Annotated in this window: 18 protein-coding genes; 16 read left to right on the top strand and 2 right to left on the bottom strand. The window is 43.7% G+C overall.

Translation table 11 applies throughout. The features are described from left to right. Positions 1-129: 129 nt before the first annotated feature. Positions 130-978, top strand: a complete 849-nt coding sequence (locus tag AR334_RS18665; RefSeq protein WP_066315082.1) for a DUF1028 domain-containing protein — start codon at positions 130-132, stop codon at positions 976-978. Positions 979-1,130: 152 nt separating this feature from the next. Then, on the top strand, positions 1,131-2,366 hold the full coding sequence (locus AR334_RS18660; RefSeq protein WP_066315076.1) for a DUF5667 domain-containing protein: 1,236 nt from the start codon (positions 1,131-1,133) through the stop codon (positions 2,364-2,366). 308 nt (positions 2,367-2,674) lie between these two features. Here the strand turns inward: AR334_RS18660 and secA are convergent, their stop codons facing one another. Next, positions 2,675-5,188, bottom strand: coding sequence for a preprotein translocase subunit SecA (gene secA, locus AR334_RS18650; protein WP_066315067.1), 2,514 nt, complete (start codon positions 5,186-5,188; stop codon positions 2,675-2,677). Positions 5,189-5,681: 493 nt separating this feature from the next. Here secA and AR334_RS18645 point away from each other — a divergent pair, with 493 nt between their 5' ends. From AR334_RS18645 to AR334_RS18620, 6 genes are all read left to right on the top strand, one after another. Continuing rightward, positions 5,682-7,061: a NapC/NirT family cytochrome c gene (locus AR334_RS18645; RefSeq protein ID WP_066315057.1), complete on the top strand. Its 1,380-nt coding sequence runs from the start codon at positions 5,682-5,684 to the stop codon at positions 7,059-7,061. Between the two features lie 27 nt (positions 7,062-7,088). Beyond that, on the top strand, positions 7,089-8,252 hold the full coding sequence (locus tag AR334_RS18640; protein ID WP_066315049.1) for a NapC/NirT family cytochrome c: 1,164 nt from the start codon (positions 7,089-7,091) through the stop codon (positions 8,250-8,252). A 10-nt stretch (positions 8,253-8,262) separates the two neighbouring features. Next, the gene (locus AR334_RS18635) at positions 8,263-8,949 is read left to right on the top strand and encodes a lipopolysaccharide assembly protein LapB (RefSeq protein ID WP_066315046.1); all 687 of its coding nucleotides are present in this window, start codon (positions 8,263-8,265) and stop codon (positions 8,947-8,949) included. A 26-nt stretch (positions 8,950-8,975) separates the two neighbouring features. Then, positions 8,976-9,944: a 6-bladed beta-propeller gene (locus AR334_RS18630; protein WP_066315043.1), complete on the top strand. Its 969-nt coding sequence runs from the start codon at positions 8,976-8,978 to the stop codon at positions 9,942-9,944. 104 nt (positions 9,945-10,048) lie between these two features. Further along, on the top strand, positions 10,049-11,791 hold the full coding sequence (locus AR334_RS18625) for a cytochrome c3 family protein (protein WP_066315039.1): 1,743 nt from the start codon (positions 10,049-10,051) through the stop codon (positions 11,789-11,791). A gap of 279 nt (positions 11,792-12,070) precedes the next feature. Then, positions 12,071-13,981, top strand: coding sequence for a cytochrome c3 family protein (locus AR334_RS18620; protein WP_066315037.1), 1,911 nt, complete (start codon positions 12,071-12,073; stop codon positions 13,979-13,981). A 34-nt stretch (positions 13,982-14,015) separates the two neighbouring features. Here the strand turns inward: AR334_RS18620 and AR334_RS18615 are convergent, their stop codons facing one another. Then, the gene (locus AR334_RS18615; protein WP_066315034.1) at positions 14,016-15,887 is read right to left on the bottom strand and encodes a YecA family protein; all 1,872 of its coding nucleotides are present in this window, start codon (positions 15,885-15,887) and stop codon (positions 14,016-14,018) included. A 644-nt stretch (positions 15,888-16,531) separates the two neighbouring features. On the opposite strand from AR334_RS18615, the gene prfB reads away from it, so the two are divergent. The 8 genes from prfB to AR334_RS18565 all read left to right on the top strand — a co-directional run bounded on the left by prfB (position 16,532) and on the right by AR334_RS18565 (position 26,190). After that, positions 16,532-17,633 (top strand): peptide chain release factor 2 gene (prfB, locus tag AR334_RS18605; RefSeq protein ID WP_156431312.1). Its coding sequence is split into 2 segments (ribosomal slippage): positions 16,532-16,603 and positions 16,605-17,633, totalling 1,101 coding nucleotides; the frame shifts between segments, so codons are not numbered across the junction. A 354-nt stretch (positions 17,634-17,987) separates the two neighbouring features. Next, positions 17,988-18,854 carry a YitT family protein gene (locus AR334_RS18600; protein WP_066315022.1) on the top strand — a complete coding sequence of 289 codons (867 nt, stop codon included), beginning with the start codon at positions 17,988-17,990 and terminating at the stop codon, positions 18,852-18,854. A 56-nt stretch (positions 18,855-18,910) separates the two neighbouring features. Beyond that, positions 18,911-19,234: a cytochrome c551 gene (gene cccB / locus AR334_RS18595; RefSeq protein WP_066315020.1), complete on the top strand. Its 324-nt coding sequence runs from the start codon at positions 18,911-18,913 to the stop codon at positions 19,232-19,234. Between the two features lie 306 nt (positions 19,235-19,540). Further along, on the top strand, positions 19,541-20,227 hold the full coding sequence (gene ftsE / locus AR334_RS18590; RefSeq protein WP_066315011.1) for a cell division ATP-binding protein FtsE: 687 nt from the start codon (positions 19,541-19,543) through the stop codon (positions 20,225-20,227). Further along, positions 20,217-21,110, top strand: a complete 894-nt coding sequence (ftsX, locus tag AR334_RS18585; protein WP_066315000.1) for a permease-like cell division protein FtsX — start codon at positions 20,217-20,219, stop codon at positions 21,108-21,110. Before ftsE ends, ftsX begins: the two co-directional genes overlap by 11 nt. Positions 21,111-21,184: 74 nt before the next feature. After that, the gene (locus AR334_RS18580; protein ID WP_066315391.1) at positions 21,185-22,462 is read left to right on the top strand and encodes a murein hydrolase activator EnvC; all 1,278 of its coding nucleotides are present in this window, start codon (positions 21,185-21,187) and stop codon (positions 22,460-22,462) included. 844 nt (positions 22,463-23,306) lie between these two features. Then, a complete protein-coding gene (locus AR334_RS18570) occupies positions 23,307-24,764 on the top strand; it encodes a S41 family peptidase (RefSeq protein ID WP_066314993.1) in 1,458 nt (485 codons plus the stop codon). A gap of 232 nt (positions 24,765-24,996) precedes the next feature. After that, positions 24,997-26,190, top strand: coding sequence for a PDZ domain-containing protein (locus AR334_RS18565; protein ID WP_066314991.1), 1,194 nt, complete (start codon positions 24,997-24,999; stop codon positions 26,188-26,190). Positions 26,191-26,247: the final 57 nt, after the last annotated feature.

The raw sequence follows: 26,247 nt of genomic DNA, 5'->3' as shown, positions 1-26,247 counted from the left end.
CGCTGCCTGAGGGCAGCGCTCTTTTGATTGATGAAAGATCAGTCAACTATTTCGATGTACTAAATTCTGAATCTTCATTATAATAAAATAAGAAATCTCAAAAGAATTTTTATAAAAGGAGAATAAATCATGACATTTTCCATCGTCGGATATGATCCCATCGAAAAAGAATGGGGCATTGCCGTTCAATCAAAATTTCTGGGAGTAGGGGCGGTTGTCCCATGGGCGAAAGCCGGTGCGGGCGCAGTTGCCACCCAGTCCTACGCCAACACCGCATATGGCCCTCAAGCACTCGAATTAATGGGGCAAGGCAAGTCAGCCCACGAAACGCTGGAACTGCTTTTGGCAGACGACCCTGACAAAGACATGCGCCAGGTCGGACTTATTGACGCGGAAGGCAATGCTGCAACGTTTACCGGCTCGGCCTGCTATGATTGGGCTGGAGGAATCACTGGGCCAAATTTTGCCGCCCAGGGGAACATCCTTGTTGATGAAAAGACCGTTCAGGCGATGGCAGAAGTTTTTCAAAAAGTCGAAGGCACGCTCGCCGAAAGGCTGCTTGCCGCATTAGACGCTGGCCAGGAATCAGGAGGCGATAGCCGCGGTCAACAATCTGCTGCCCTTTATGTCGTCAAAGATAAAGGTGGGTACGGCGGCTTCAATGACCGTTACATCGACCTCCGGGTGGACGACCATTCCGCCCCGATTAAAGAACTGATTCGCATCTATCGACTCCAGCAGCTCTACTTTTCACCATCAAAGCCTGAAAAAATAGCGACGGTAGAAGGGGAGGTTAAATCAGCTGTTGTCTATCAATTGACACGACTTGGCTACCTCTCAGCCGAAGACACTGGCACTGAAAAAATCTATAAGGCGCTAACCACGTTCATTCACACTGAAAACTTTGAGATGCGCGAGCAGAAGACGGGATCGATTGACCTAGAAGTTTTGGAATTTATGAAAAATTACAATCTATAAGTGATGCCCTCCGTTATTGGAGGGTTTTTCAAATATTTGAGACGGGATGGCCATTTCATTTGTTTTCCAGATAAAAATTTTTTAATAACCCACAGAAAGATTTTTGTGGGGCCGTAATTTTGTAATAGAACCCTAAGGAGGCAAATGGCGACATGAACGGAAAGAAACTAACAAATTTAGTAATCAGCAGCTTATTGGCATCGACACTGATTTTTTCTGTAGGGGCAGGTGCGGCTTTCGCAGAGGGAGATGGAACGGCAGCCACCGAGACAGAAGTTACAGGCACCACTGTAGTGCAAAGTGAAACGGTCACTGAGGAAACAACGTTCGATACTGACGCAGAAGCAACCACTGAGGAAACCGGAGCTGACGAAGCAACTGCCGATGCTGGCACTGTAACCGATGAAACTGCGGTCGACGAAGACCAAGCGACCCAAGATCAAAGCGCGACAGAAGAAGACCAAGCAGTCCAGGACGAAACAGCTACTGAGGATGAAACTACTACAGTAGACGAAGAAAAGGCTCCATCTCTCGTACCGGGTGATTTCTTCTATTTTGTAAAAATCATGGCTGAAAAAATCCGTCTTGCGGTCACTTTTGATGATTATAAAGAAGCCAAGCTTCTGGCGGAGTTCGCTGCCGAGCGGATTGCGGAATCAAAAGCTCTGCTAGCTGATGGCAATACCGAAAAGGCTGCCGAGCTTTTAAAAACGGCGATTGCAACTCAAGAGCTTGCAAGCGACCAGTTAGCTGATTCCGATGAAGCAACTGAAGCAGAAGGCACTGAAACTGATGGTACTGCCGAGGTCAAGCTTTTGAGTAACGTAAATGGTCTATTAAATGCTCTTGGCAATGTCAAAAATGAAACAGCCCAGCAGGCAATTATGAAAAATCTGCAAAAATCATTTCAAAAGCTAGACAAAAAGTTAGCAAAACTTGAAGCGAAGGATGCGAAGTTTGCTGAAAAAGTAAAGCAAACGGAAGAAAAGGTTGAAGACGGGCAAATTTCAGATGACGCAGCCGTTTTCGAAAAGGTCAAAAAAGGCAAAGCCTTAGGTAAGGTTAAGAAGGAAAAAGCTGCTGAGGCAGAAGAGACAACAAGAGTTGAAGAAACCACAACTACAACTGGCGAAGCAGTACCAGCCGAAGCTGTTGAAACGGAACAGGTAGCTGACAATACTGCTGCCGATAAAGCTCCAGACAAGCAAGCTAAAGCCGCCGCCAATACAGTTGAAAAGCAGGCTAAAGCGGTGGGAAATCAAGCAAAAGCCGAGCAAAAGAAAGCGCAAGCCGGTGAAAAGAAAAACGGCGCCGCTAAAGGTAGCCATGGCAACCAAGGCAACCAAGGTAACCAAGGTGGAAAAGGGAACGGAAAAGGGAATAACTAAAAGGATTTACCTAAGTCAGGCTGCGTGCCTGGCTTTTTTTTATGTAAATCGTATCTTATTATGTTGGAATATCCTTGTAGTTTTGATATTCGCCAAACTTGGTCAAGTATTCGCCGAATTTGACTGGATATTCGCCAAAGTTAGCATGAAATTCGCCAAATTCTACGAGTTATTCGCCGAATTTCAATATATATTCGCCAAAGCAGTTTTCTCTATTACCAATTCCAATTAAAACTTATCATTTTATACAAAAAGAGCCAGCGATCACCAAATCGCCGGCCTTCATAACAACACTATTTCCTGAAAAATTACTTCAACGCCCCGCAGCAGTTTTTATACTTCTTCCCGCTTCCGCACGGACACGGATCGTTGCGGCCCACGTTGACCTTGTTAACCTTCGGTTGCTTCTTTACTGCCTCTCCGTCTTCCTTCGGATTGACGGCCTGACCCTTGGCTACTTCTTGGCGCTCAAGGTTGTTGCGGATTTCTGCCTTCATGATGTACATCGCAGTTTCGTCCTCAATCGACTCAATCATTGCCTCGAACATTGCCAGACCTTCATGCTGGTATTCGCGCAGCGGATCGATTTGTCCGTAAGCGCGCAAGTGAATACCTTGACGAAGCTGATCCATCGCGTCGATGTGGTCGATCCACTTGGAGTCGACAGCGCGCAGTGTAACCACTTTTTCGAATTCGCGCATTTGCTCTGGATACAGAATCTGCTCCTTCTCCTCGTAACGCTCTTTCACCTTTGACATAACCAAATCAACGATTTCATCCGTATCTTTGCCGCGCAGTGAATCAAGCGTCACATCGCCTTCAGGCAGCAAGTTCGCATGAACGTAATCAACGATGCCCTGCAAGTTCCATTCTTCCTCATCCAAATGGGCAGGAGCGAGGGCCCCGACATGTCGCTGCACAGAACTTAAAATCATGTTTTGGACAATATCGCGGAGGTTCTCGGAGTCCATTACCTCATCACGCTGCTTGTAAATAATCTCGCGCTGCTGGCGAAGAACATCGTCATACTGCAACAGTTGTTTCCGGGCATCGAAGTTGTTGCCCTCAACGCGTTTCTGAGCAGACTCAACGGCACGAGAAACCATTTTCGACTGAATCGGCTGTGTATCATCCATGCCAAGTTTTTGCATCATTGCTTTCATATTGTCGGAACCGAAGCGGCGCATTAGTTCATCTTCCATTGACAAGTAGAACTGGGTCACACCCGGGTCACCTTGACGACCGGAACGTCCACGCAACTGGTTATCAATGCGTCGGCTCTCGTGGCGCTCGGTACCGATAACAGCAAGACCGCCAAGATCAATAACACCCTCGCCAAGCTTAATGTCAGTACCACGGCCGGCCATGTTCGTCGCAATCGTGACCGCACCAGACTGACCTGCTTCCAAGATAATCTCTGCCTCGCGCGCATGGTTCTTCGCATTCAAGACATTATGGCGAACGCCTTTTTTCAAAAGCATTCGGGAAATCAATTCAGACGTTTCAATCGCCACCGTACCAACGAGCACTGGCTGCCCCTTCGCATTACGCTCGGCGATATCCTCAACCACCGCACGGAATTTGCCTTCCATCGTTGAATAAATCAAATCGGCGCGGTCATCACGGATGATCGGGCGGTTCGTCGGAATCACGACAACGTTCATATTATAAATGTTGCGGAATTCCTCTTCTTCCGTTTTCGCCGTACCAGTCATCCCGGCCAATTTTTCATACATCCGGAAGTAGTTCTGGAACGTAATGGTCGCCATCGTCTGGCTTTCGTTTTGAATTTCGACGCCTTCCTTGGCCTCAATCGCCTGGTGCAGTCCTTCTGAATAGCGACGGCCCTTCATCAAACGGCCGGTGAACTGGTCAACGATGACAATCTCGCCGTCCTGGACGACATAATCGACATCAAGGTGCATCGTCACGTTTGCCTTAAGTGCTTGGTTAATGTGATGGTTCAACGTTACATGTTTCATATCAAACAGGTTTTCAATGCCGAATGCCTTCTCGGCCTTGCTGATGCCTTCTTCGGTGAGCATAACGGCCTTGGTTTTTTCATCGTACGTATAGTCAACGTCCCTTGTCAGCGTCCGGACGAACGCATTCGCCTGCATATACAGAATCGTAGATTTCTGCGCCGAGCCGGAAATAATTAACGGTGTCCGCGCTTCGTCAATCAGAATCGAGTCGACCTCGTCAATGACGGCATAAAAAAGCGGGCGCTGTACCTTTTGTTCCTTGTAAAGCACCATGTTATCGCGTAGATAGTCAAAACCAAATTCATTGTTTGTACCATAGGTAATATCGCAAGCATAAGCAGCTTGTTTTTCGTCCTTATCCATGCTGTTTAAGTTCAAGCCGACTGTAAGCCCAAGGAACTCATACAACTGGCCCATCTCTGTAGCGTCACGGCTTGCGAGATATTCGTTGACGGTTACAACATGCACGCCTTTTCCGGACAGTGCATTTAAGTAAACCGGCATTGTTGCGGTCAATGTTTTACCTTCACCGGTCTTCATCTCGGAAATATTCCCCTCATGAAGAGAAATACCGCCCATCAGCTGAACATGGTATGGATACAGGCCAAGCACGCGGCGGGCACCCTCACGAACGACAGCAAACGCTTCTACTAATAAGTCATCAAGTGTTTCACCTTTTTGATAGCGGGCCTTGAATTCTGCCGTTTTTTCGCGCAACTGCTCGTCCGTCATTCGCTCCGTTTCGGTGGCAATCGCGTCAATTTTATTTGCCAGCTTATCCAACCGTTTCAGCTCGCGTTTGTTCAAATCAAAGACTTTATCTAAGATCCCCATTATGTGATAAACGCTCCTTTATATCCAGAGTCCTAAAACCTTTTCTTGAAAAATTGCAATTAATATACACACTTCATCTTACCATTTTAAGCGGTGTAGTGACAACAATGTTCCTACCGCAGGAAAAATTGACAATAGACACCACTAACATATTCGATTTATTGTCAAATTTGACAGTAAAGTGACAATTTATGTCAAATTCACCAACACACTGCAAGCACCTCGGAAAACCCTTCGTCGGGTGAATAAATAGGCAGTTTTTATGTATAATTATAAATTCACGCGCACTTTATTACTATTGAAACAGTGTTAATAGAACCCTTTAATAGCAACATTGTTATGTTGTTTTTAGGTAAAAACACCTAAGTGACTTCCTTGAAAAAATATTCACAAATTGTACATTGGATTATACCCCCGCAATGTTAGATACTAACTTTAGAGAGGTAACTATGGAAAATAAATAGAGAACCAATAAAGTATGGGAAGGGTGAGGAAAGTGGCTATTTGGGGGAAAAAGAAAAAAGAGACCGATCCCGAGTCGAGAGAAGACAAAAAGAAAGTTGGCTTATTCCGTAAACTCTGGCAAAAAGTCAGAAACATAGATTGGAAGGATCCGGTCACCCGCTGGAAAGTCATGTTTGTTTCATTAATTGGACTGATTGTGGTTGGCGGCGGAGGATGGGGAGTAATCCAATTTACTAACTCTCCTACATTCTGCTCAAGCTGTCACGAAATGGCACCGGAATATTCAACTTTTACAGCCAGTGCCCACAACAACATTACGTGTGTGCAGTGCCATATCAAACCGGGTGCAGTCAACATGCTGACTCACAAGATGAAGTCGCTTAAGGAAGTATACTACCATGTAACTGGTGTACCTGAGCAAATCGTGCAAACTGAGAGCGAAGCAATTTCCAATGAAAACTGTTTGCAATGTCACTCGAAAAACCGTCTGGTTACCGCATCTGGCGACCTAAAGGTAAACCACAAAGGACATATTGAAGAAGGCGTACCGTGTATCAGTTGTCACGCGGGGGTTGTACACGCAAAAATCGTTGCCCGCGGCATTAACACTGAAGAAGTTCGTGGTCATTACACTGAAGAAACCGCACAAAAAATCATGGAAAAGAAATACATGGCTCCGAATATGGGAACCTGTATCGATTGCCACGACAAAGTAAACAACGGCGAGAAGCCTTGGAAAGACGTTTCTTATCTTGTTCCGCCAAATCCGGAACATGTCGAGAAAAAGCTTGATGAAAATGCGAAAAAGACTTCTACTGAACCTGCAAAAGAGGGCGAAAATGCCGAAGAAGCAGCAACTGCTCATGACCAGAAAACACAAGACCTGATTTTACAAGCAATCGGCAAACAGCAGAAAGACGTTAAACTCTCAATGGCATGTGAAACCTGTCATAAAAAAGTTCAAGTTCCAAAGGATCACAAGACTGAGGGATGGAACCAGTCACACGGAAGCACAGCCATTCAAAAACTAGATAAATGTATGGATTGCCACCAGGATTCTAAGTGGATTAGAGATATCCCTAAAGAAGACCTTATGACATTACTAAAAATGAAAGAAGCAAAACAAGAAACGGGTAAATATACCGCAAACATGACGCTTGTAAAAGATGAATCCCGAATCAACAAGTTCTGTAGTGCTTGTCACTCTGACCGTCCGCCAAGTCATGATAAGAGCAATAATTGGCTGACAGGTCACGCCCAAAATGGTGCAACAGCGGAACAAAAGGCTGAATGTTTCGTGTGCCATGACCGCGACAAACCAACTGGTGCAGCTGATGAGATTAAAGCGCCAACAGATGTATACTGCCAATACTGCCACAGAACAGGCTTCAAGGATGACACTCAGAATTAATTATTATTGAAAAGGAGGGACTCATGTATGGAAGAAGAACATAACGAGCTGCTGGCCCCTCCCAAATTTCGCTATAAACTATTTAAAATTGGAACGTTAACGGTGCTGTTTTTAGCCTTATTCTTTGCCTTAGGCGGTTTAGGGCTAAAAGCCACCTCCAGTTCGGAATTTTGCTCATCATGCCATGAAATCAAGCCGGAGTACTATACGTGGAAAGTCTCCACGCACAGTGAAGTCGAATGTATAAGCTGTCATGTTGAGCCTGGGGCTAAAAATCTAGCAAAGGCTAAGGTTGAAGGGGTAGTTGAACTATATAAAAAAACAACAGACACCTACACTGCTCCAATTCAGATGCCAAAGGACATACCGAACTCGGCCTGCGAATCCTGCCATAATATGAAAACGCGGGACGTAACAGCTTCAGGCGACCTAATTATTCCCCATGATAAACACATGGATAAGGATATCAAGTGTACACAATGTCATAGCGGCGTTGCCCACGGTAAAATTGCTGAACGTAAAGTGACATTTAAATCAGACTATGGAAAATGGGATGAACAGCTCGGAAAATCAATGATGAGTGATAAAAAGTTTACTAGTCCTAAAATGGATACTTGTATGGAATGTCATAGAGCACGTCAAGTTACCACAGAGTGTAAAGCATGTCATACATCAGAGATGTATCCTAAAACACACAAAAAAGAGGATTTTAAACTGGAGACGCACGGTAATCTAGCCGAAAAGGAAATTACCAAATGTAATGAATGTCATCAATATATGTCTGATGGCGATATTACGTTATTTAACGATAAGCCAGCCTACACAAAATTTTTAAACAACGAAAAGATCGAAACGAAAAAGGTAAGTCATCAGGATTACGCAAAAGAAAATACGTATTGTCAGAAATGTCATTTACAACGTCCGGCAAGCCATAACAAAGGTTTTATCAGCAATCATGGAATCGAAGCAAACAAAAACGAACAAACCTGTTTAACCTGCCATGATTATCAAAAGACCGGAAAGAATAAAACTTCAAATGTCACATGTAGTAGCTGTCATCCTAGCAGTCATGATGGTAAAGAGTGGAGAGAAACACATCCAATTAAATTACCTCAAAATGTCCAGGTATCAAAGACATGTTACCAGTGCCACAATGAAAAAAAATGTTCATCATGTCATAAGGAAGAGTAGGAGGGTTCGTATGCAAACGGAGGAAAATCTTCAAACAAAAGAACCTGAGAAAAGAAGTGAAAAAAAGTCGAAGGATCGATTCACTTGGTGGCAATCAACGCTTCTATTGGTTGGGACTTTAGCCATTTGCTTGGTAGCTGGGTATTTTATCAGTGAAAAATATTTATGGCCGGATACCGATACTGAAAAAATTGCTGAGCAAATCAAATTTTACAAAGCTGAAGTTAATAAAAGTCCCAATGATCCTAAAAACCGAGTTCAGTTAGGCTATTCATATTTTCTAGCAAAAGATTACGATGAAGCCATTAAAGAATATAAAATTGCAAAATCACTAGATAAAAATTACTTTGATGCCTATTTAAATTTAAGCATTGTCTACGATATAAAAGGAGACCAGGATGCAGCCTTGCAAAATGCAATAAAAGCAACCGAAATTTCTCCGAAAGACTATAAAGGCCATCTGTTAAAAGGAAGAAGTTATCGAAAATTAAAAATGTACGATGAAGCAAATAAAGCCTTGAATGAGGCCGATCGATTAAATCAGGGGAACACCGATACAATTTATGAGATTGGTCTAGTTGCTGAGGACCAGGGGAAGAAAAAAGAAGCAGAGGCAATCTTTAAAGATGCACTGGCCTATGATCCACTTTATAAACCTGCGCTAAAAGCACTCGATCGACTATCATCCAAAGAATAAACCTGGGATAAAAGGAGTTGGACCCTTTGAAAAGAAAAACCGTTTATAAATTGATGGGCACCATTGCCGGATTATCCGTTGTTCTCTTTGCGGTCATTTACTTTTTAAATTTAGGAAATGATGTAGATAAAGTAGCAAATACGGTAAAAGGCGGCCCGCCACATTTCAGTTATTTTATTCAAGGAGATTTTAAAACACCCTTAGATAAACCAATGGATGTTTCGAAAATTGGAGAATATGTTTACGTAACGGATACAAATAATAAACAGGTTCAAGTATTTGATACATCAGGCACCCCAATATTTAAGTTTGGTAAAGAAGGGGAAGGCCAAGGGGAATTTAAATTTCCTTATGGAATTTCTGGTGATAAAAAGGGAAATGTGTATGTAGCAGACTTATATAATGGCAAGATATCAATCTTCGATAAAAAAGGAAAGTTCATTAAATACTTCGGAGACAAAAATGATGCAACAACATTATTAACAAGTCCTGCTGGTCTAAGAATATTTGATAATAAGGTATATGCTACAGATATCGAAAGTAAAAAAGTCTTTGTCTTTGATCTAGAGGGGAAAAAGCTCCTGGAGATTGCGTCCGCCTCTAGCGAAGAAGATCAATTGAATTCACCTAATGCAGTAACCATAGACCGAGATGGAAATATTTATGTAGCAGATTCAGGCAACCAACGAGTAGTCATCTTTGATAAAAAGGGAAAATTCGAGCGCGCTATCAACGGAAACAAGGATGCCAAAGGAGATTCTAAGTTTGTTAACCCGAGAGGCCTTGCTGTTGATTCAAAAGGGACCCTATTTATGATTGATAACATGACACACTATGTCTATGGATTCGATAAAAAGGGAGAACAAGTCTATCAATTTGGCGGCCTAGGCGGAGATAATGAACAATTCTTCCTGCCAAATGGATTATTTATCGACGAAAAGAGTCAGCTATTTATAACAGATACATTTAATCAACGTGTGGCAGTTTACTTCTAGGAAACTATGATTTAAGGAGGTGGTGCACCGAAAGAAGAAGGTAATAGTTTTATAAGCTTATAAAAAAAGAGAGAGAAAAAAGAGAAACATGGGAGGTTTTTGGAATGAGTAAGACAAAACTCAGTTTCTCACTAGTTCTAGCATTATTTCTAGTGGGAATTCTGGCAACTGGCGCTTTTGCGAAGAGCCCATTCGGCTTTGAAGCGGTCCAAAATGGAAGTGTTTTTGATGTTGCATTTAAAGGTTTATCTACAGATGCAGCTGGAACGGAATTTACTGTAACATTAAGAGATGCAGCTAATGCGGTTGTAGAAACTAAAGACATCACTACTGCTGCTGACAAAACTGGTTCTTATACAACTCCAACATTAACAGAAGGAGCAAGATACACAGTTGAACTTGCTTATAAATCAGCTCCTACTGTTGTAGTTGCAAGTACATCGGTGCTTGTTGGCAATTATAGCAATGCCATTATTGACACCAGTAAGGTTGACCACAGCACAAACCTGATGAACGCCAACGAAACTGGCTTCGAAGGTCTAAGCAAAAAAAGATCTGGGCAAAAAATGCACGGCTCTTATCAAAACAACACCAACTCCTGTGCTAGCTGTCACCAAACTCACACAGGTGAAGACCACTACCTGTTGTTCAGGGATGGAACATACAGCACTTGTGCCGCATGCCATGATGGTACAATGGGGGCTAACTCCGTATTTGGTGCACCGACTAATGCAGGTACATTTGGCGGTTCACATGCAAACAATATGTCTGTCCACTTATCCGATGGCTCAGTAGATATTAAAGCAGCACCAGGTGGAAATCATTCTGACACAGGCAAATGGGCTGAAGAGTTTACTTGCGCAAGCTGCCACAATCCACACGGCTCTGACAGTACACGCTTGCTTAAAGCTGACCCTGCTGGCTGGATTAAAACTGAGAATGCAATCACTTCCGGTAAAACAAACGGCGGGATGAAGTTTACCAACCGCAGCATTTATGAAAAAGCTTCTCTTCCTACATCAAATGTTGGAGATTACATTCTTGTAAGACAAACATTAGCAGACCAAGCTGCAGTTGATGCAAACGTATTCTTCAAGAGAGCAGCCGTTCCAGCGGGTTCTGTAGTCATTTCCACATACAAGTGGGATTATAAAGGTAAAAAGTACATTGAAGACTCATCCTTATGGATACGTTCTGACGGTGGCCGGCCAGCTGTTGATACACAGCTAAAAGCTGGTGCTGATGTTAAAAAACCAACCGCAGACTTTGTGTTCGTTTGGAAAGACGGTTTCGCATACAGCAAAAACAGTGATACAACAGCTGCAAGCATTGACAGTGCAACATTCCTAATTGGTTCAGCTATTGATAAAGTATCCAATAACTATGACTTCTTTGATAGTGCTGCTTCAACATACGTAAAAGATAGCGGCGTTCAAATGAGCAAATTCTGTGCGTCTTGTCATACTGACTACCTATCTGCAACTTATTCTAACGAAACTGGAGTCTACACGACTGCACACCGTCACCAAACAGATACCGATAGATTAACTTGCGTACGCTGTCACTATGCCCACGGTACAGATGCAACAATCATGAAAGACTCTTTAGATAGAGGACTTACAGAATTAACTGTAGCAGGTGCACCATTTGACCCTGCAAAATATGCTGGAGATGCAACTGCAGCTAAAGCAGCAGCTACAGATTATTTGAAAGATCCAAACCCATCATCTGCATTAAAACGTTACACTGGTATGTCTGTATGCTTCGGATGCCATGACGGCTCGATTGCAAGCGATGAAACAACTTGGAGCAATTACAGCCCATTACAACCAGGTGTAAAACAATAAAAAAGCCAACAAATAGCGCCACTACTTGTTAGCTTAAGAAAAAAGTTCTTATTAGATTAGTAAAAAGCGGGGTAGCATAATTTGTTACCCTGCTTTTATTTCATTATTCCACATTGTCACAAATTTGTCAAAATTTTATTCACATTTTCGTCAATAAATCGCTCTATTTCTGCCCCAATTTCTACCCTATCTTACTGCTATAATATACATATAATCCCTATTGAAAAATATTTTAGCGTATTATCTAACATAAATTAAATGAAAACGAGTTGACTGTCTATGAAACAAAACATCGGATATTTTAATAAAGTTTTTCCGGCTTTTTTAATTCTTCTACTGGTATGTTCATCAGTTTTTGCTATTCCGAAAATACAAGTAAATGCTGCTATAGGTGATCCGCCAACAATTAAAATTAATTCTCCAGTTAATAATGAAGTCCTTCATACAAAAGAGATTGTCTTTCAAGGAACCTACAGTGATGACAATGTCTCTATGGAGCAGCTTCTTTTTACTGCGTACGATAATGATACAGCTTTTTCAGACTCTTCCTTAGTCGGTGATAATTTGAAAGGGGATAAATGGGAAATTATTGATAATGGCACCGATAAAACTTGGACTTTTTCTACTAGTAGGCTTACGGAAGGAAATCACAATATTTCTATAGAAATCAAGGAGAATATCCCGGATGCTGGAGCGATGATAGATAAAGAATCTGTGACAATTACCATAGGTCCCTTAGACACTGTAAGACCAATCATAACTAAATCGGGAATTGAGCTTCCTGATAAAACTTTCCTAATCGGAGAGGATTTCACCAGGGTGCCACTTGAAGCCAAAATTAAAATAACGGTTTCTGATGATTACCCAATGACTAATCTTGTAAATAAAATAAATTTAACTTCCGCTCCGTATAATCCAATCATTGTAATGTTTGGTGCGAATCAAGTAAGCGGGACAACAAAAATAAATGACTTAGGAAAACAAAATGATAATAATTATTTGTATGAAATTTTATTTACACCCGACGATCCAGTATATTGGAAGTTGAATTCTACTTATAAGGTATATATCGATCCTGACTTACTCGATGATGTGAAGAACCCTATTTATACCAAGACCTTTAAATTTACAACCAAGAGTGAAATGAGTGAATCTGATAATCCGCATGGACATTATTTAGCAAATACAAATATGTGTGCGGCCTGCCATAGTTCACATGAAGGAGGTTCGGATAGTACTTTAAATGGGGTTTCCTATAAAGATAGATTCAAAGGTGAACTTCAGGCTGACCCTTCATCCAACTATTGCATGGCTTGTCATGATGGCACAATGAACGCACCGATGATTGACCAAATTGATAAGACTTACCACCATAATAACCCTGCTGATTACTCAGGTGGAGGAATAAATGAATTAAAAAATGCTGAATCATGTACATCTTGTCATAATCCGCATACAGGCTGGTCAGAAGAAAATCCCAATTTGCTAAAAGACCATTTTGTATATAAACATGAGAAGCTAGTACCTGAAAGGGGATTAAATACTTTAACAATCGATAGTTTGGAAACATCGTGTATTGAATGCCATGAAGACAATTCCATTTATGATACAAACAAATATCCTAATGTTATAAAAGAGGTGTTTTCATATAAGAAGTCCATAACCGCTGAAGGCACTCTGACCAATAATATTATCACCCCTACTACCAAAACGATATCGGATTATTCTTTGTGCTTACGGTGTCATAACACGGAAAAAAATAAAAATATCGAGTCGTATTATATAAAGTCTAATTCAGGTCACTTCTTGGTTTCTGAAGGAAATCAACCAAATCTTGACGGAAGTTATCTTAAAGGGGCAATACCTTGTGCGGAATGCCATGATACTCATGGTTCTAACAATATAAAATTGCTAAGAGAAAAATTTGGAAACGTAAAAACGGAACAAACCTTTAACAAGAGCAGTGGTGCTTGGCTTCCATCCGAAGAGAGAGATTTCTGTTTGAAATGCCATAATAATTCGATTGAGATGTACGGAAGGATTGCTCAATTTAAAGAATTAAATGCCATAGGTAACATTATTGAAGGGCATCGATTGGTTGAAGATAAGGATACCAGCTGTTCATCCTGCCATGGAGGGGAATCCAAATCACTAATTGAGGCTGCTCATGCACCTGTAAAATTGCCATAATAAAACGAGAGGCCAGCAGCCTCTCGTTTTCCGTTTACTTCAACCATTTTTCCAGTTGGTCAATTTTCTTCCAAGCAGTTAAATGCATCCCCGCATAAACAATCGCCTCATTCTCATCTCCAAACCCGTAGTAATCAGGTTCAACCTTTGGCAACCGCTTTTTCCCAACCAAATATGGAACAACAAACTTGTTCATCTGCTTCGCTGCTTTAAGCAATGTTTTGGCCTTCACTGTAAATCCGTTCTCAAGCAGCTCAAGCAATAGCCGATTATACGCGTTTTGCGTAGTATCCTCATCATAATTTTCCATTAATCCGCGGGCTTTTTGGAGTTCGCCTTTATCCACGTATGCAACAAACAAGGAATCCCTCACACCCTGGTTGTCCATCGGGTTTAACACAATCATTTCCTCATACTGTCCAATCGCGCCATCCACATCGCCCAAACGATAAAGCGCCTCGGCATAATGTTGCTTGGCACGCATATATGGCCTAGTTTCAATCAAGCCCCAGAAATGGCCTTTATTTTCCTCGAAAAATTCTTTTCCAAGTGCTTGTATCCCGACTTCCATCCCTCTCCGATACAATACAGCTGCATCCTCAAGGAATTCTACATCTTCAGCAAGAATCACATAGGCATCGGCACAGAATGGATTTAGCTCCAGTGCCTGTTCCGCCAATTGATACCGTTTCCGGCCTTCTTCCTGCAGTGCTTCAAAGATCAATTCTTGGGCCTGTTCTTCGTCTCGGCGGGATACTTTCTTCAACTTCTTAGGCGGTCTTGGCTCACTGATCCTCCGCTTAGTCGGAAACTCAATCACGGACCCTACCTGAGCTGGTGGTCTGTCCTCATCAGAATACATCCCCATTATCTCCTCAATTTCCTGACTCAGGGTGGTTTCCAAATCTGAGGCATTCGACGAAATGGCCCCGGCCGATACGCCGTACATTTGTGCAAGCTCTTTTTGCGTGTAAGCTTTTTCCATAGGGGCAATTTTCGAAATCAAATAATGCAAACCGGCAGCAGTGGCATTTGGATTTTGAATCCGCTTCTGCTTTTTCTGGCAATAGGAGTACCAAAGCACGACGCCCATATCCACAAACGGAGGCAATATATCAAGCGAATCGAGCCTTGTTTTTAAAATATCAGCGACTTCTTTGTAAACCGGTGCCGGCCAGTTCAGATCTTCAATGTCAACCTGCGCACCCACCATCGGCAAATCGCTCATGACCTCCATAAAAAAGTCGGTCACATACTCTTGAGGAGAGTCGTAACCGTTCGCCATCGCACTGTCTGCAATGAAGGCAAAGGCATTTTCAGCTCCCAGATCAGGCAAATCAAACGGTGTCGGGAAAAACACGTAATTCTGCTCGAACGGGACAATCATCCCCATGAAAAAGGAGTTTGCCTCCAGCTCAACCGGAGTGCCTGTCACAATTGCATCCAGCTGCTCTCCCGAAAAACCATCCTCAAACGTCAGCTTGTTGTGTTCGCTCTTGATTACCTTCCCGGCAATCGCTCGTGGGTTCGCCCACGATTGTAAAATTTGCCGTAACTTCGGCCGTCTAATTTTTCCAGCCTCAGATGCAATGAATTTCTCCATAATCGTTTTTCCATCATCCAGTTCCTCGAACAGCGAGAACCAAATACCATGGATCATTTCGAAAAATTCGCGCTCCTGCTCGTCGTCCAGTTGGATTTCACTGTTCTCCTCAAACAACGCAAAATCCTCTTCAATCTCTTCTCCAAAGTAGGTAAACGCAAACTGTATCATTTGCTTTTGCAGTCCATCAATCTCACTTTCGAGCAACTGGGTAATCGAAACAGCTTCATTTGCACCGCAGCATTTTTTATACTTTTTCCCGCTCCCGCAAGGACAGGGGGCATTCCGGTTCATCTTCTCCATGGCACTTTGCTCCTTTATATCTCTATTCCTATAAGTTCCAGCCATTCTTAGGCATAGTCCATATTGTTCATTAAATAAGTATCAATCAGTTCATCCAACAAATCCAAAGCAAACACTCGCTTTTCTTTAATAGTACCATTTTTGACGGAATGAGATGCGAAAATACACGAATCATTGCAATGTTTTGTGAAGGAAATATAAGAAGAGGCTGCTTTTGTAGAATTCCCCCTAGATTATGTAGAATTGCTCTGGGATCATGTAGAATTCCGGCTAAAGTACGTAGAATTGTTGCAGCATTTTGTAGAATTTCTACTAAAGTACGTAGAATTATTTGGTTCTTGTGTGGAATTCCCACCTCGGCCGACTTTAAATTGCTGATATAATCGTAAAATGTGTTGATAACCATTAAAAATGTGTCGATATCCTTCGAATAAGTGTTGATATCCACAATAAATGTGTCGATATCTTTGAGAAAAATGTTGATTTCGCGTGCAAATATGGTAATATCCAAATTTCCCACCCATATGCCACATCCAAACCAACCAATTTTTGAATTTTTTCCGGTTTTCACGTTATAATGGACAAGGACTATCAAGGGAATTTAGAATAAACTATACTATAGTTCTCAAATAGAGGTGACGAAGATGGAATTAGCAGAAATTCGGAATGAACTTGAAAAAACGGCTAAAACATTAGCGGACTTTAGGGGGTCTCTTTGACCTCGAAAATAAGGAGGCACGCATAGCAGAGCTGGAGGATACGATGCTGCAGCCAAATTTTTGGGATGACCAGAATGCGGCTCAAGCTGTGATCAACGAAGCAAACGCCTTAAAGGACCAGGTTCATGAGTTTTACGGACTCAATGAAGTGTATGAAAACTTGGAAGTATCTTATGAGCTTGTAAAAGAAGAAAGCGATGCTGAGTTGCAGGCTGAGCTTGAGGAAGAGCTCCAGCAGTTAACAAGCCGCTTGAATCAATTTGAATTGCAGCTTCTCTTAAGCGGGGAGTTTGATAAAAATAATGCCATCCTCGAGTTGCACCCGGGTGCCGGCGGAACGGAATCCCAGGACTGGGGCTCGATGCTGCTCAGGATGTATACGCGCTGGGCTGAGAAAAAGGGCTTTAAAGTCGAGACGCTTGATTACTTACCTGGTGATGAAGCCGGAATCAAAAGCGTGACTCTGTCCATTAAGGGGCATAATGCTTACGGTTATTTAAAGGCTGAAAAAGGCGTTCACCGTCTCGTCCGGATTTCGCCGTTTGATTCTTCTGGTCGCCGCCACACGTCATTTGTGTCGTGTGAAGTCATGCCGGAATTAAATGAGGATATTGAAATCGAGATTCGTTCTGAGGACCTCCGGGTTGATACGTACCGTTCCAGCGGTGCCGGCGGCCAGCACGTCAACAAGACCGAATCGGCCATCCGGATTACCCATATTCCTTCCGGGATTGTCGTTAGCTGCCAGACGGAGCGGTCACAGATTCAAAACCGCGAACGGGCAATGAATATGTTAAAAGCCAAACTGTATCAGCGGGAAGTCGAGGAGAGGGAAAAAGCGGCTCTGGAAATTAGAGGAGAGCAAAAGGAAATCGGTTGGGGGAGCCAAATCCGCTCCTATGTGTTCCACCCGTACTCCATGGTCAAGGACCACCGTACCTCAGCTGAGACTGGCAACGTCCAGGCGGTGATGGACGGGGATTTGGATCAGTTTATTAACGCCTATTTACGTTCAAGAATTTCATAATACTAATAAGCCTTTGTCGGATTATCGGCAAAGGCTTATTTTTATTTAGGAGTTAGTAAATGCTAATAAAAATTTACCCCTTCACCACGTTAACCCGATGCCATTTACACCAAAATTTGCCCATGCTATACTCTCTTCGGTACTTTACTGAAATTCAATCCGGAGTTCCAACCATAATCATATGAACAATGGTATAAGTGTACCAAACCTTGCCAATAAGGCGGTGTGAGCAGAGCCAGGCTAAACTAAAATTCAAGCCGAAAAATTGTATATTGCACTTACCTTGTCTAAACCAGAGTGCTTTTGCGACGCTCCGCCCCTTTTCCAATAAAGCTTTTTAGAGGGGAATCATACATGAATATTTTGAGCAAGATCATGGACAAAAATCCAAAAGCGGGAATCGCGATTGATTACATATTGGTGCTGATTGGCTCGGCCATTATCGCTATTGCCTTTAATGTGTTTTTGCTGCCCAACGAGATCGCCTCGGGCGGCGTCAGTGGCATTAGTACCATAACCAAATCGATCCTTGGCTGGGAGCCGGCCTATGTCCAGTGGGCCTTTAATATTCCCTTGTTTATTGCCGGGGTTATTTTATTAGGAAAGCAATTCGGTGTAAAAACCTTGGTTGGAACAGTGTTTCTGCCGTTTGTCGTTTTTTTTACGAAACATTGGGAGCCGTGGACAAATGATGCCCTGCTTGGCGCTTTGTTTGGGGGAATCGGCATTGGTCTTGGCCTTGGGATTGTTTTTCGCGGAAAGGCATCCACCGGGGGAACCGATCTTGCCGCACAGATCATCAACAAATACACTGGTTTCACACTTGGCAGATGCGTGGTGATGATTGACGGTTTAATTGTTCTGACCGCGGCGCTCGTGTTTGACATTGAAAAAGCGCTATATGCCCTTATCGGCCTGTACGTCACTAGTAAAACAATTGATTTGGTGCAGGTTGGTTTTGGCCGGTCAAAGATGGCGATGATTATTACGAATAATCAAGAGGAAGTCCGCCAAGGAATTTTGAATAAAATCGACCGTGGTGTGACAAAACTATCAGCATACGGGGGTTTTACCGACCATGAACGGCCAGTGTTAATGTGTGTGGTAGACCAAACGGAGTTCACAAAATTGAAACAATTGGTGAAAACCCTTGACCCATCAGCATTTGTCGTGGTTATGGATGCTGCGGAAGTGTTAGGAGAGGGTTTCAAACGGGCGTAATATTGGTATAATATCTTAATGATGGGATTATTTACATTAGGGGGTACGTAGTTGAAATGAAGAAAAAATGGATGACTTTGTGCTTAGGAAGCGTTTTAGTGTTGGGCCTTGCTGCTTGCGGCGGCGGTAACGATGATAAAGATGGCGGCGGAGATACTGCATCTGCCGGCGGCCAAAAGATTTATGACCAAAAATGCTCCAGCTGTCATGGCGGCGACCTGAAGGGTGCAGTAGGTCCGAACTTAACCCAAATTGGTTCAAAATACTCTAAAGATGAAATATTAAATATCATTCACAATGGCCAGGGCGGCATGCCACCAAATGTTGTAACAGGTGACGACGCTGACCAAGTGGCTGAATGGCTTGCAGCTAAAAAGTAATGAATAACGAAAACGCTCCGTGATTTTTGCGGGGCGTTTTTTTTTTATAAAGAATAATCGACATTAACTACCGTTTTCTTTATGTAAAACTAGCCTCTCATGAAGAAATTGGCAGTTTTTGTATTGATTGAAAAGAAACTGTAATAATTTTACCGCTTTTTTTGACGAATGATGATGTTATAATAAAGCCATGCGGAATTATGCACAATTTGTTTCATATTGTGTTTTTGTTGCAAATATTGTCGAATTATGTGACTCTAATCTTTAAATCTAATCTTTAAAATAAAAAACAATTGGGTGATATACATGATCGAAATGCAAGAGGTATATAAAAAGTACCCGAATGGCGTTTCTGCCATCAATGGAATAGACGTCCGGATTAATCAGGGCGAATTTGTTTATGTCGTCGGTCCGAGCGGTGCCGGAAAATCAACGTTTATAAAAATGATGTACCGTGAAGAAGTTCCATCATCAGGAACGATTACAATGAATGGCGTCAATTTGGCCAAGCTTAAAATGAAAAAGGTTCCTTTATTCCGCCGTAATCTTGGTGTTGTGTTCCAAGACTTCAAATTGCTTCAGACTCTCACAGTCTATGAAAATGTTGCGTTCGCGCTAGAGGTTATCGAAGCGAATCCAAAATATATCAAGAAACGTGTAATGGAGGTTCTTGACCTCGTAGGCCTAAAACATAAAGCAAGAATGCTTCCTACCGAGCTTTCCGGCGGTGAGCAGCAGCGCGTTTCGATTGCACGCTCCATCGTGAACTCGCCGAAGGTCGTGATTGCCGATGAACCGACGGGGAACCTTGACCCAGAAACGACTTGGGAAATCATGAAAATTTTTGAAGAAATCAATAACCGGGGCACAACGATAATCATGGCCACCCATAACAGGGATATTGTGAACAGCATTAGACATCGGGTCATCGCCATTGAAGGCGGAAAAATTGTCCGCGATGAGAGTAGGGGGGAATACGGTTATGAAAATTAGAACAATTGGCCGTCATGCCCGTGAAAGTTTAAAGAGCATCGGCAGAAATGGCTGGATGACATTTGCATCCGTCAGTGCCGTTACCGTTACCTTAATTTTGGTTGGTGTCTTTTTCGTTATCATGATGAACTTGAACCGCGTCGCTGAAACGATTGAACAGGATGTGCAAATCCGCGTCCACATCGATGTGGCGGCAACCAAAGACGACCAAGGGTCCTTGAAATCTAGGCTCGAAGCCATGCCGGAAGTAAAAACCGTCAAGTTTTCACCAAAAGAAAAGGAATTGCAAGATTTGGTGAAGAGCATGGGCGAAGAAGGCAAGGCGTTTAAACTGTTTGAGCAGGATAACCCGCTGAACGACGTCTTTATCGTCAAGACGGAAAAGCCACAGGATACCATGAAGGTCGCCAAAAAAGCGGAAAAATTAGACTATGTCGCAAAAGTAAAATATGGTCAGGGCAAGGTGGAAAAGCTGTTTAGTTTTATTAAAGCGAGCCGTAATGTCGGCGTCGTGTTAATCTTTGGCTTACTCTTCACGGCTATTTTCCTGATTTCCAATACAATTAAAATTACGATTATTGCCAGACGCAGAGAAATCAAGATTATGAGATTAGTAGGGGCAACCAATGGCTTTATTCGCTGGCCGTTTGTACTGGAAGGGCTGTGGCTCGGCATCATCGGTTCGATTCTGCCAATCGTCCTGATTGGGATTGCCTACTATCGCGCCTACGATTATATTGGCCCACGGCTAACCGGCACGTTTATCAGGATTTTGCCGTTTGATCCGTTCGTGTTCCAGCTTTCCGGCATATTGCTGTTAATGGGCGCAGTTATCGGTGTTTGGGGCAGCTTGATGTCAGTAAGGAAGTTTTTGAAGGTTTAAGAACTTTAGTCAGGAAGGAAGCTGGCCATTTCCTTCCTGACTTTTTAAATAGGGAAATGGGGGAGAAATTTCGCATGAGAAAAACAGTTATCACGCTAGCAGCCGCTGCGACGGTTGGACTAGGAACCATTTTTGGAGGAGCATCAGTACATACAGAAGCAGCCTCCATTTCCAGCTTGAAGGATCAGCAGAACAAAGTGCAAAAGGAGCGGTCCGGGGTTAAGTCGGACCTTAAGAAACAAAACGATAAGATTAGCAATCTGCAAAACCAGCAAAATAGTGTAGAGTCTGAAATAAAGCGTCTCGAGGCAGCCATTAATCAAGCTGCAGCGCAGATTAAGGAGAAAACCGCTAAAATTGCCGAAACCAAAGCTGAGATTGCTAAGCTTCAGGAAGAATCCGCTGTTTTGAAGGAGCGGATTGAAAAGCGCAATGTCTTGTTAAAGGATCGAATTCGCAGCTACCAGGAAACCGGCGGGGTGATTTCCTATTTGGATGTGCTGTTCGGCGCCACCAGCTTTAGCGATTTCGTCGACCGGGCGAACGCGGTGGCTACGATTATGGCGGCGGACCAGGATATTTTACAGCAGCATGAGGCTGATAAAAGAGAACTGGAAACGAAGCAGACTGAGGTACAGAAAAACCTTGAGAGCATTGAAAAAATGGTTGCCGATTTGGAGAGAAGTAATCAGCAATTGAATGCGCAGCGGGCGGAAAAGGATAATCTGCTTGCTTCACTTGAAGAACAAGAAGCGGAAGAACAAGAAGTCGCCATGGATATGAAAGAACAGGAGAATATTCTTGCGGCACAGGAGGCTGCAATTAAGAGGTCACTACAGGCTGCTCAGGCAGCGCAAGCGGCACAGGCTGCACAGGCGGCAAAACAGGCTCAGAAGCCTTCGACAAGCAGTTCTTCGGGCGGCTCTTCAGGGGGTTCCAACGCACCTGCTGTTTCCAGCGGGAACTTCACGAGACCAGCGCCTGGCGTCATTACCTCGACATACGGTATGCGTAACGGAAAAATGCACTATGGTGTAGACATCGCCAAGAGTGGCGGCGGTGTTCCAATTTGGGCGGCTGCCGATGGAGAGGTTTATGCTGCCCACTTTTCAAGCAGCTATGGCAATGTCATCTATATCCTGCACAATATTAACGGTCAAATTTATACGACTGTTTATGCCCATATGAGCAGCATGGGTGTTGGTGTAGGTGCGACTGTCAAAAAAGGCCAGCAAATTGGCACGATGGGCAACACTGGTGCATCACGTGGCCAGCACTTGCATTTCGAGCTGTACAAAGGCCGCTGGGCGTACCATTCAGCCATTAATCCAGCGGGGATTGTGCCATATTAATAAAATGAAATTAGTGGGGAGGAGCTCAGGTAGCTTCTCTCTTTTTTTGTTTGGGTTCAGTGACCTCGGGGGGGGCTCTTGGATAGAAAAAACTAGAGACGACGCGTCATGGAAAGAGAGCCCATGACGAGTTACGGAGAAAATCAGGTGCGAGCGCGTCATGGGAAGAGAGCCCACGACGCATTACGGGGGAAAACTGGGCCGACCGCGTCATGGAAAGAGAGCCCATGACGAGTTACGGAGAAAAACAGGTGCGAGTGCGTCATGGGAAGAGAGCCCACGACGCATTACGGAGGAAAGCAGGTGCGAGCGCGTCATGGGAAGAGAGCTCACGGCGCGTTACGGAGAAAAATAGGTGCAACTGCGTCATGGGAAGAGAGCCCACGACGCGTTACGGAGAAAAACAGGTGCGAGCGCGTCATGGAAAGAGAGCCCACGACGCGTTACGAAGAAAAACAGGTGCGAGCGCGTCATGGGAAGAGAGCCCACGACGCGTTACGGAGAAAAACAGGTGCGACTGCGTCATGGATAAAGAGCCCATGACGCGGTACGGGGAAAAATAGGTGCGAGCGCGTCATGGGAAACCGTCAAATAGCGCGCCAAAAAAAGAAATAGCATCAAAGTGTCTTATGAAGCCCCCATAGAGCGCACGACCGAGGAAAAATCGCAACAATATGTGTTATGAATTTCCTCAACACCCTAACCTCCCCCCATCCCAACAACATTCCCCCCGAAAACGACTCATAACTCGTCCATTCCCGTCATATAAGTTAATATTCGGGCAGGAAATCGCTGCCTGTTTGCAAAATAGTTAAAACAGGCAGGTTAACAGGAGGACGACGTAATGAATCGAAAATGGATGGCCCTATTAATGGCGGGGTCACTGCTGACAGGGGCAGGCGGCACCTATGCCGGAATGCAATTTTTTCAAAAGGATCAAACAAACTCCGAGCTTGAGCAAGCGATAAAGCCAGCCAAAACAGAAACAGCCACTACCCAAACCGAAACGGACGACCTTGAAAAAGTCGAGCAGGCCTATGAACTGATCCTCAGCCGCTATGTAGAAAAAGTCGAACAGGAAAAGCTGGTCGAGGGTGCAATTCAAGGCATGCTTTCCGTCCTAAAGGATCCTTATTCGGTTTACATGGACAAGGAAACAACTCAACAATTCACGCAGACTTTGGAATCCTCCTTTGAAGGAATCGGGGCTGAAGTAGGGATGGAGGATGGAAAGATCGTCATCGTATCCCCGTTCAAAAATTCCCCGGCTGAAAAAGCGGGTCTCAAGCCGCACGACCAAATTTTGAAAGTCGATGGAAAGAGTGTCGAGGGGCTTGACCTTAACAAAGCCACCTCCAAAATTCGCGGCAAAAAGGGCACGACTGTCAAGATTGAAATTGCCCGCAAAGGCCTGAAGGAACCATTGACGTTTGAAGTGAAGCGCGACGAAATTCCGCTAGAAACTGTCCATTCCGATATCAAGCAGTATGACGGCAAAAGAATCGGATACCTTGAGGTGACGTCCTTTTCCGAAAATACCGCGGTTGATTTTAAAAAGGAATTGAAGGCTTTGGAGAATGACAAGATCAAAGGGCTAATCATTGATGTGCGCGGTAATCCGGGCGGTCTGCTATCGAGCGTTGAGGAAATCTTAAAGGAATTTGTGCCGAAGGATAAGCCGTTTGTGCAAATTCAGCAGCGAAATGGTGAAAAGCGGCGATATTTCTCAACATTAACCGAGAAAAAGCCATACCCAGTCGTTGTTCTCACCAATAAGGGGAGCGCTTCAGCTTCGGAGATTTTGGCAGGGGCACTGCAGGAAGCGACTGGTTACAAGGTAATCGGAGAAACGACCTTCGGTAAGGGCACCGTCCAGCAGGCAGTGCCAATGGAGGACGGCAGCAATATTAAGCTGACACTGTTCAAATGGCTGACGCCAGACGGAAACTGGATTCACAAAAAGGGTATTAAGCCGGATGTAGAAGTCAAGCAGCCAAATATCTTCACCACACACCCGCTGCAAATCGACAAACCACTCGTGGAGGACATGAACAACGAGCAGGTGAAAAACGCACAGGAAATTCTCGATGGACTGGGGCTGGCTCCAGGCCGGACTGATGGCTATTTCAGTTCAGAAACCACCACCGCTGTGAAAGCGTTCCAGGAAAATAACGACCTGGCTGTCACCGGAAAAGTCGATGCGAAAACCGCAGCTAAGCTCGAGGACGCCGCCATTAAAGAAATAAAAAAAGAGAAAAACGATGCTCAACTTCAAATGGCACTGCGGTTGATTGGAAAATAAAATATATTAAGCAGTAAACCTAGAAAGGTTTGCTGCTTTTTTGTCTTATTATGGGTAATGAAAAAGAATTTCCACGGAAATAGTCGACCCTTTAATCATAAAATCCTATCCCCGCTCCTTTGAAATATAATTTTTAATATCTAGCAATATGTTTTGCCCCGGTAATTTGGTAAAATAAAGGTTAAGAGACTTTTAATCTACGATAAATTTTACAAGAGGCAGGTGACAGGAGTTGGTACAAATATGGCTTGTGGAGCTTCTTAAAGGGACAGGCAAGTTATTTTTACATCCTGTTTTATACTATCTCGTTTTCCTGGCTGGAATATTGGGAGTCATGAGGGTAAAACGTGAGCGGAAAAATTTCCATGTCCGGGCAGAGGATGCCTATTTCGAACTACGGCAGCTATTTCCTCTGGGGCTTTTAATCGGGGCAGTCCTTTCAGTCATAGTCGTAGGAGCAGGAATTGTAATCCCGTTCGCAGCAGTATTGCTGATTGCGGCTTTTACACTGTTATGGTCGTTAACAGCCAACGTCCGCTGGATGTCTCCGGCCTACACGGTCGGGGCCGCGTTTTTTGCTATCGTAATGCTCGCCAAAAACAGCTGGCCGTTTCCGTTTTTTGAAAATGCGTTTGGGACATTAAAAACACAAATCTATCCATCAATTGTCATTGTGTTGGGACTTCTGCTCATTACCGAAGGAATTTTCATTTTAAAAAATGGCAGTAAGGGAACTTCGCCTAAACTAACAAAGAGCAAACGAGGGCAAAGCATTGGCATCCATGAGGTAAAGCGGCTATGGCTGCTGCCCATGTTCCTGCTAATTCCGGGCGAGGCGATTCCATCTACTTTCGATTGGTGGCCAGTATTTCAGATCGGAGCCAAGGAATATTCGCTTATTCTCGTGCCATTTGCCATGGGCTTTAGCCAGCAGATTAAAGGAATGCTGCCGCGCGAGGCGATCCAAGTTCACGGCCGCCAGGTTATTGGGCTGGGTGTGTTCATTTTATTGCTATCCATCGCCGGTTACTGGTATCCGCTCAGTTCGATTTTGACAGTGGCGCTGGCTGTCATCGGCCGCGAATTCATCTCGCTGATGGCGTATATGAAGGATGAAAACAAACCAGTTTATTTTTCAAAAAAGAATCAAGGTTTGATGATTATCGGGATTATCCCGGAGACACCGGCCGAGAAAATGGGACTTAAGGTCGGAGAAATTATCGCCAAAGTAAACGGTCAGCAGGTGCAGGATGAAACCACATTCTATGAGGCACTGCAAAAAAATCGGGCTCATTGCAAGCTCGACGTCCTCGACACAAACGGTGAAATCCGCTTTGTCCAGCGGGCATTGTTCGAAGGTGACCACCATGAACTTGGCATCCTGTTCGTTCAGGACCAGAAAAAGTTTGATAAAAAGACAGGATAATTTTTCAACAAGCCCGGCACTTTTGCCGGGCTTGTTTTTATTATAAGCAGAAAAAGT

This window comes from Bacillus sp. FJAT-29814 (genome assembly GCF_001510715.1).
Lineage (GTDB): Bacteria > Bacillota > Bacilli > Bacillales > Cytobacillaceae > Neobacillus.
The sequence above is the reverse complement of the archived record's forward strand: the minus strand, read 5'-3'. Positions and strand labels throughout refer to the sequence as shown.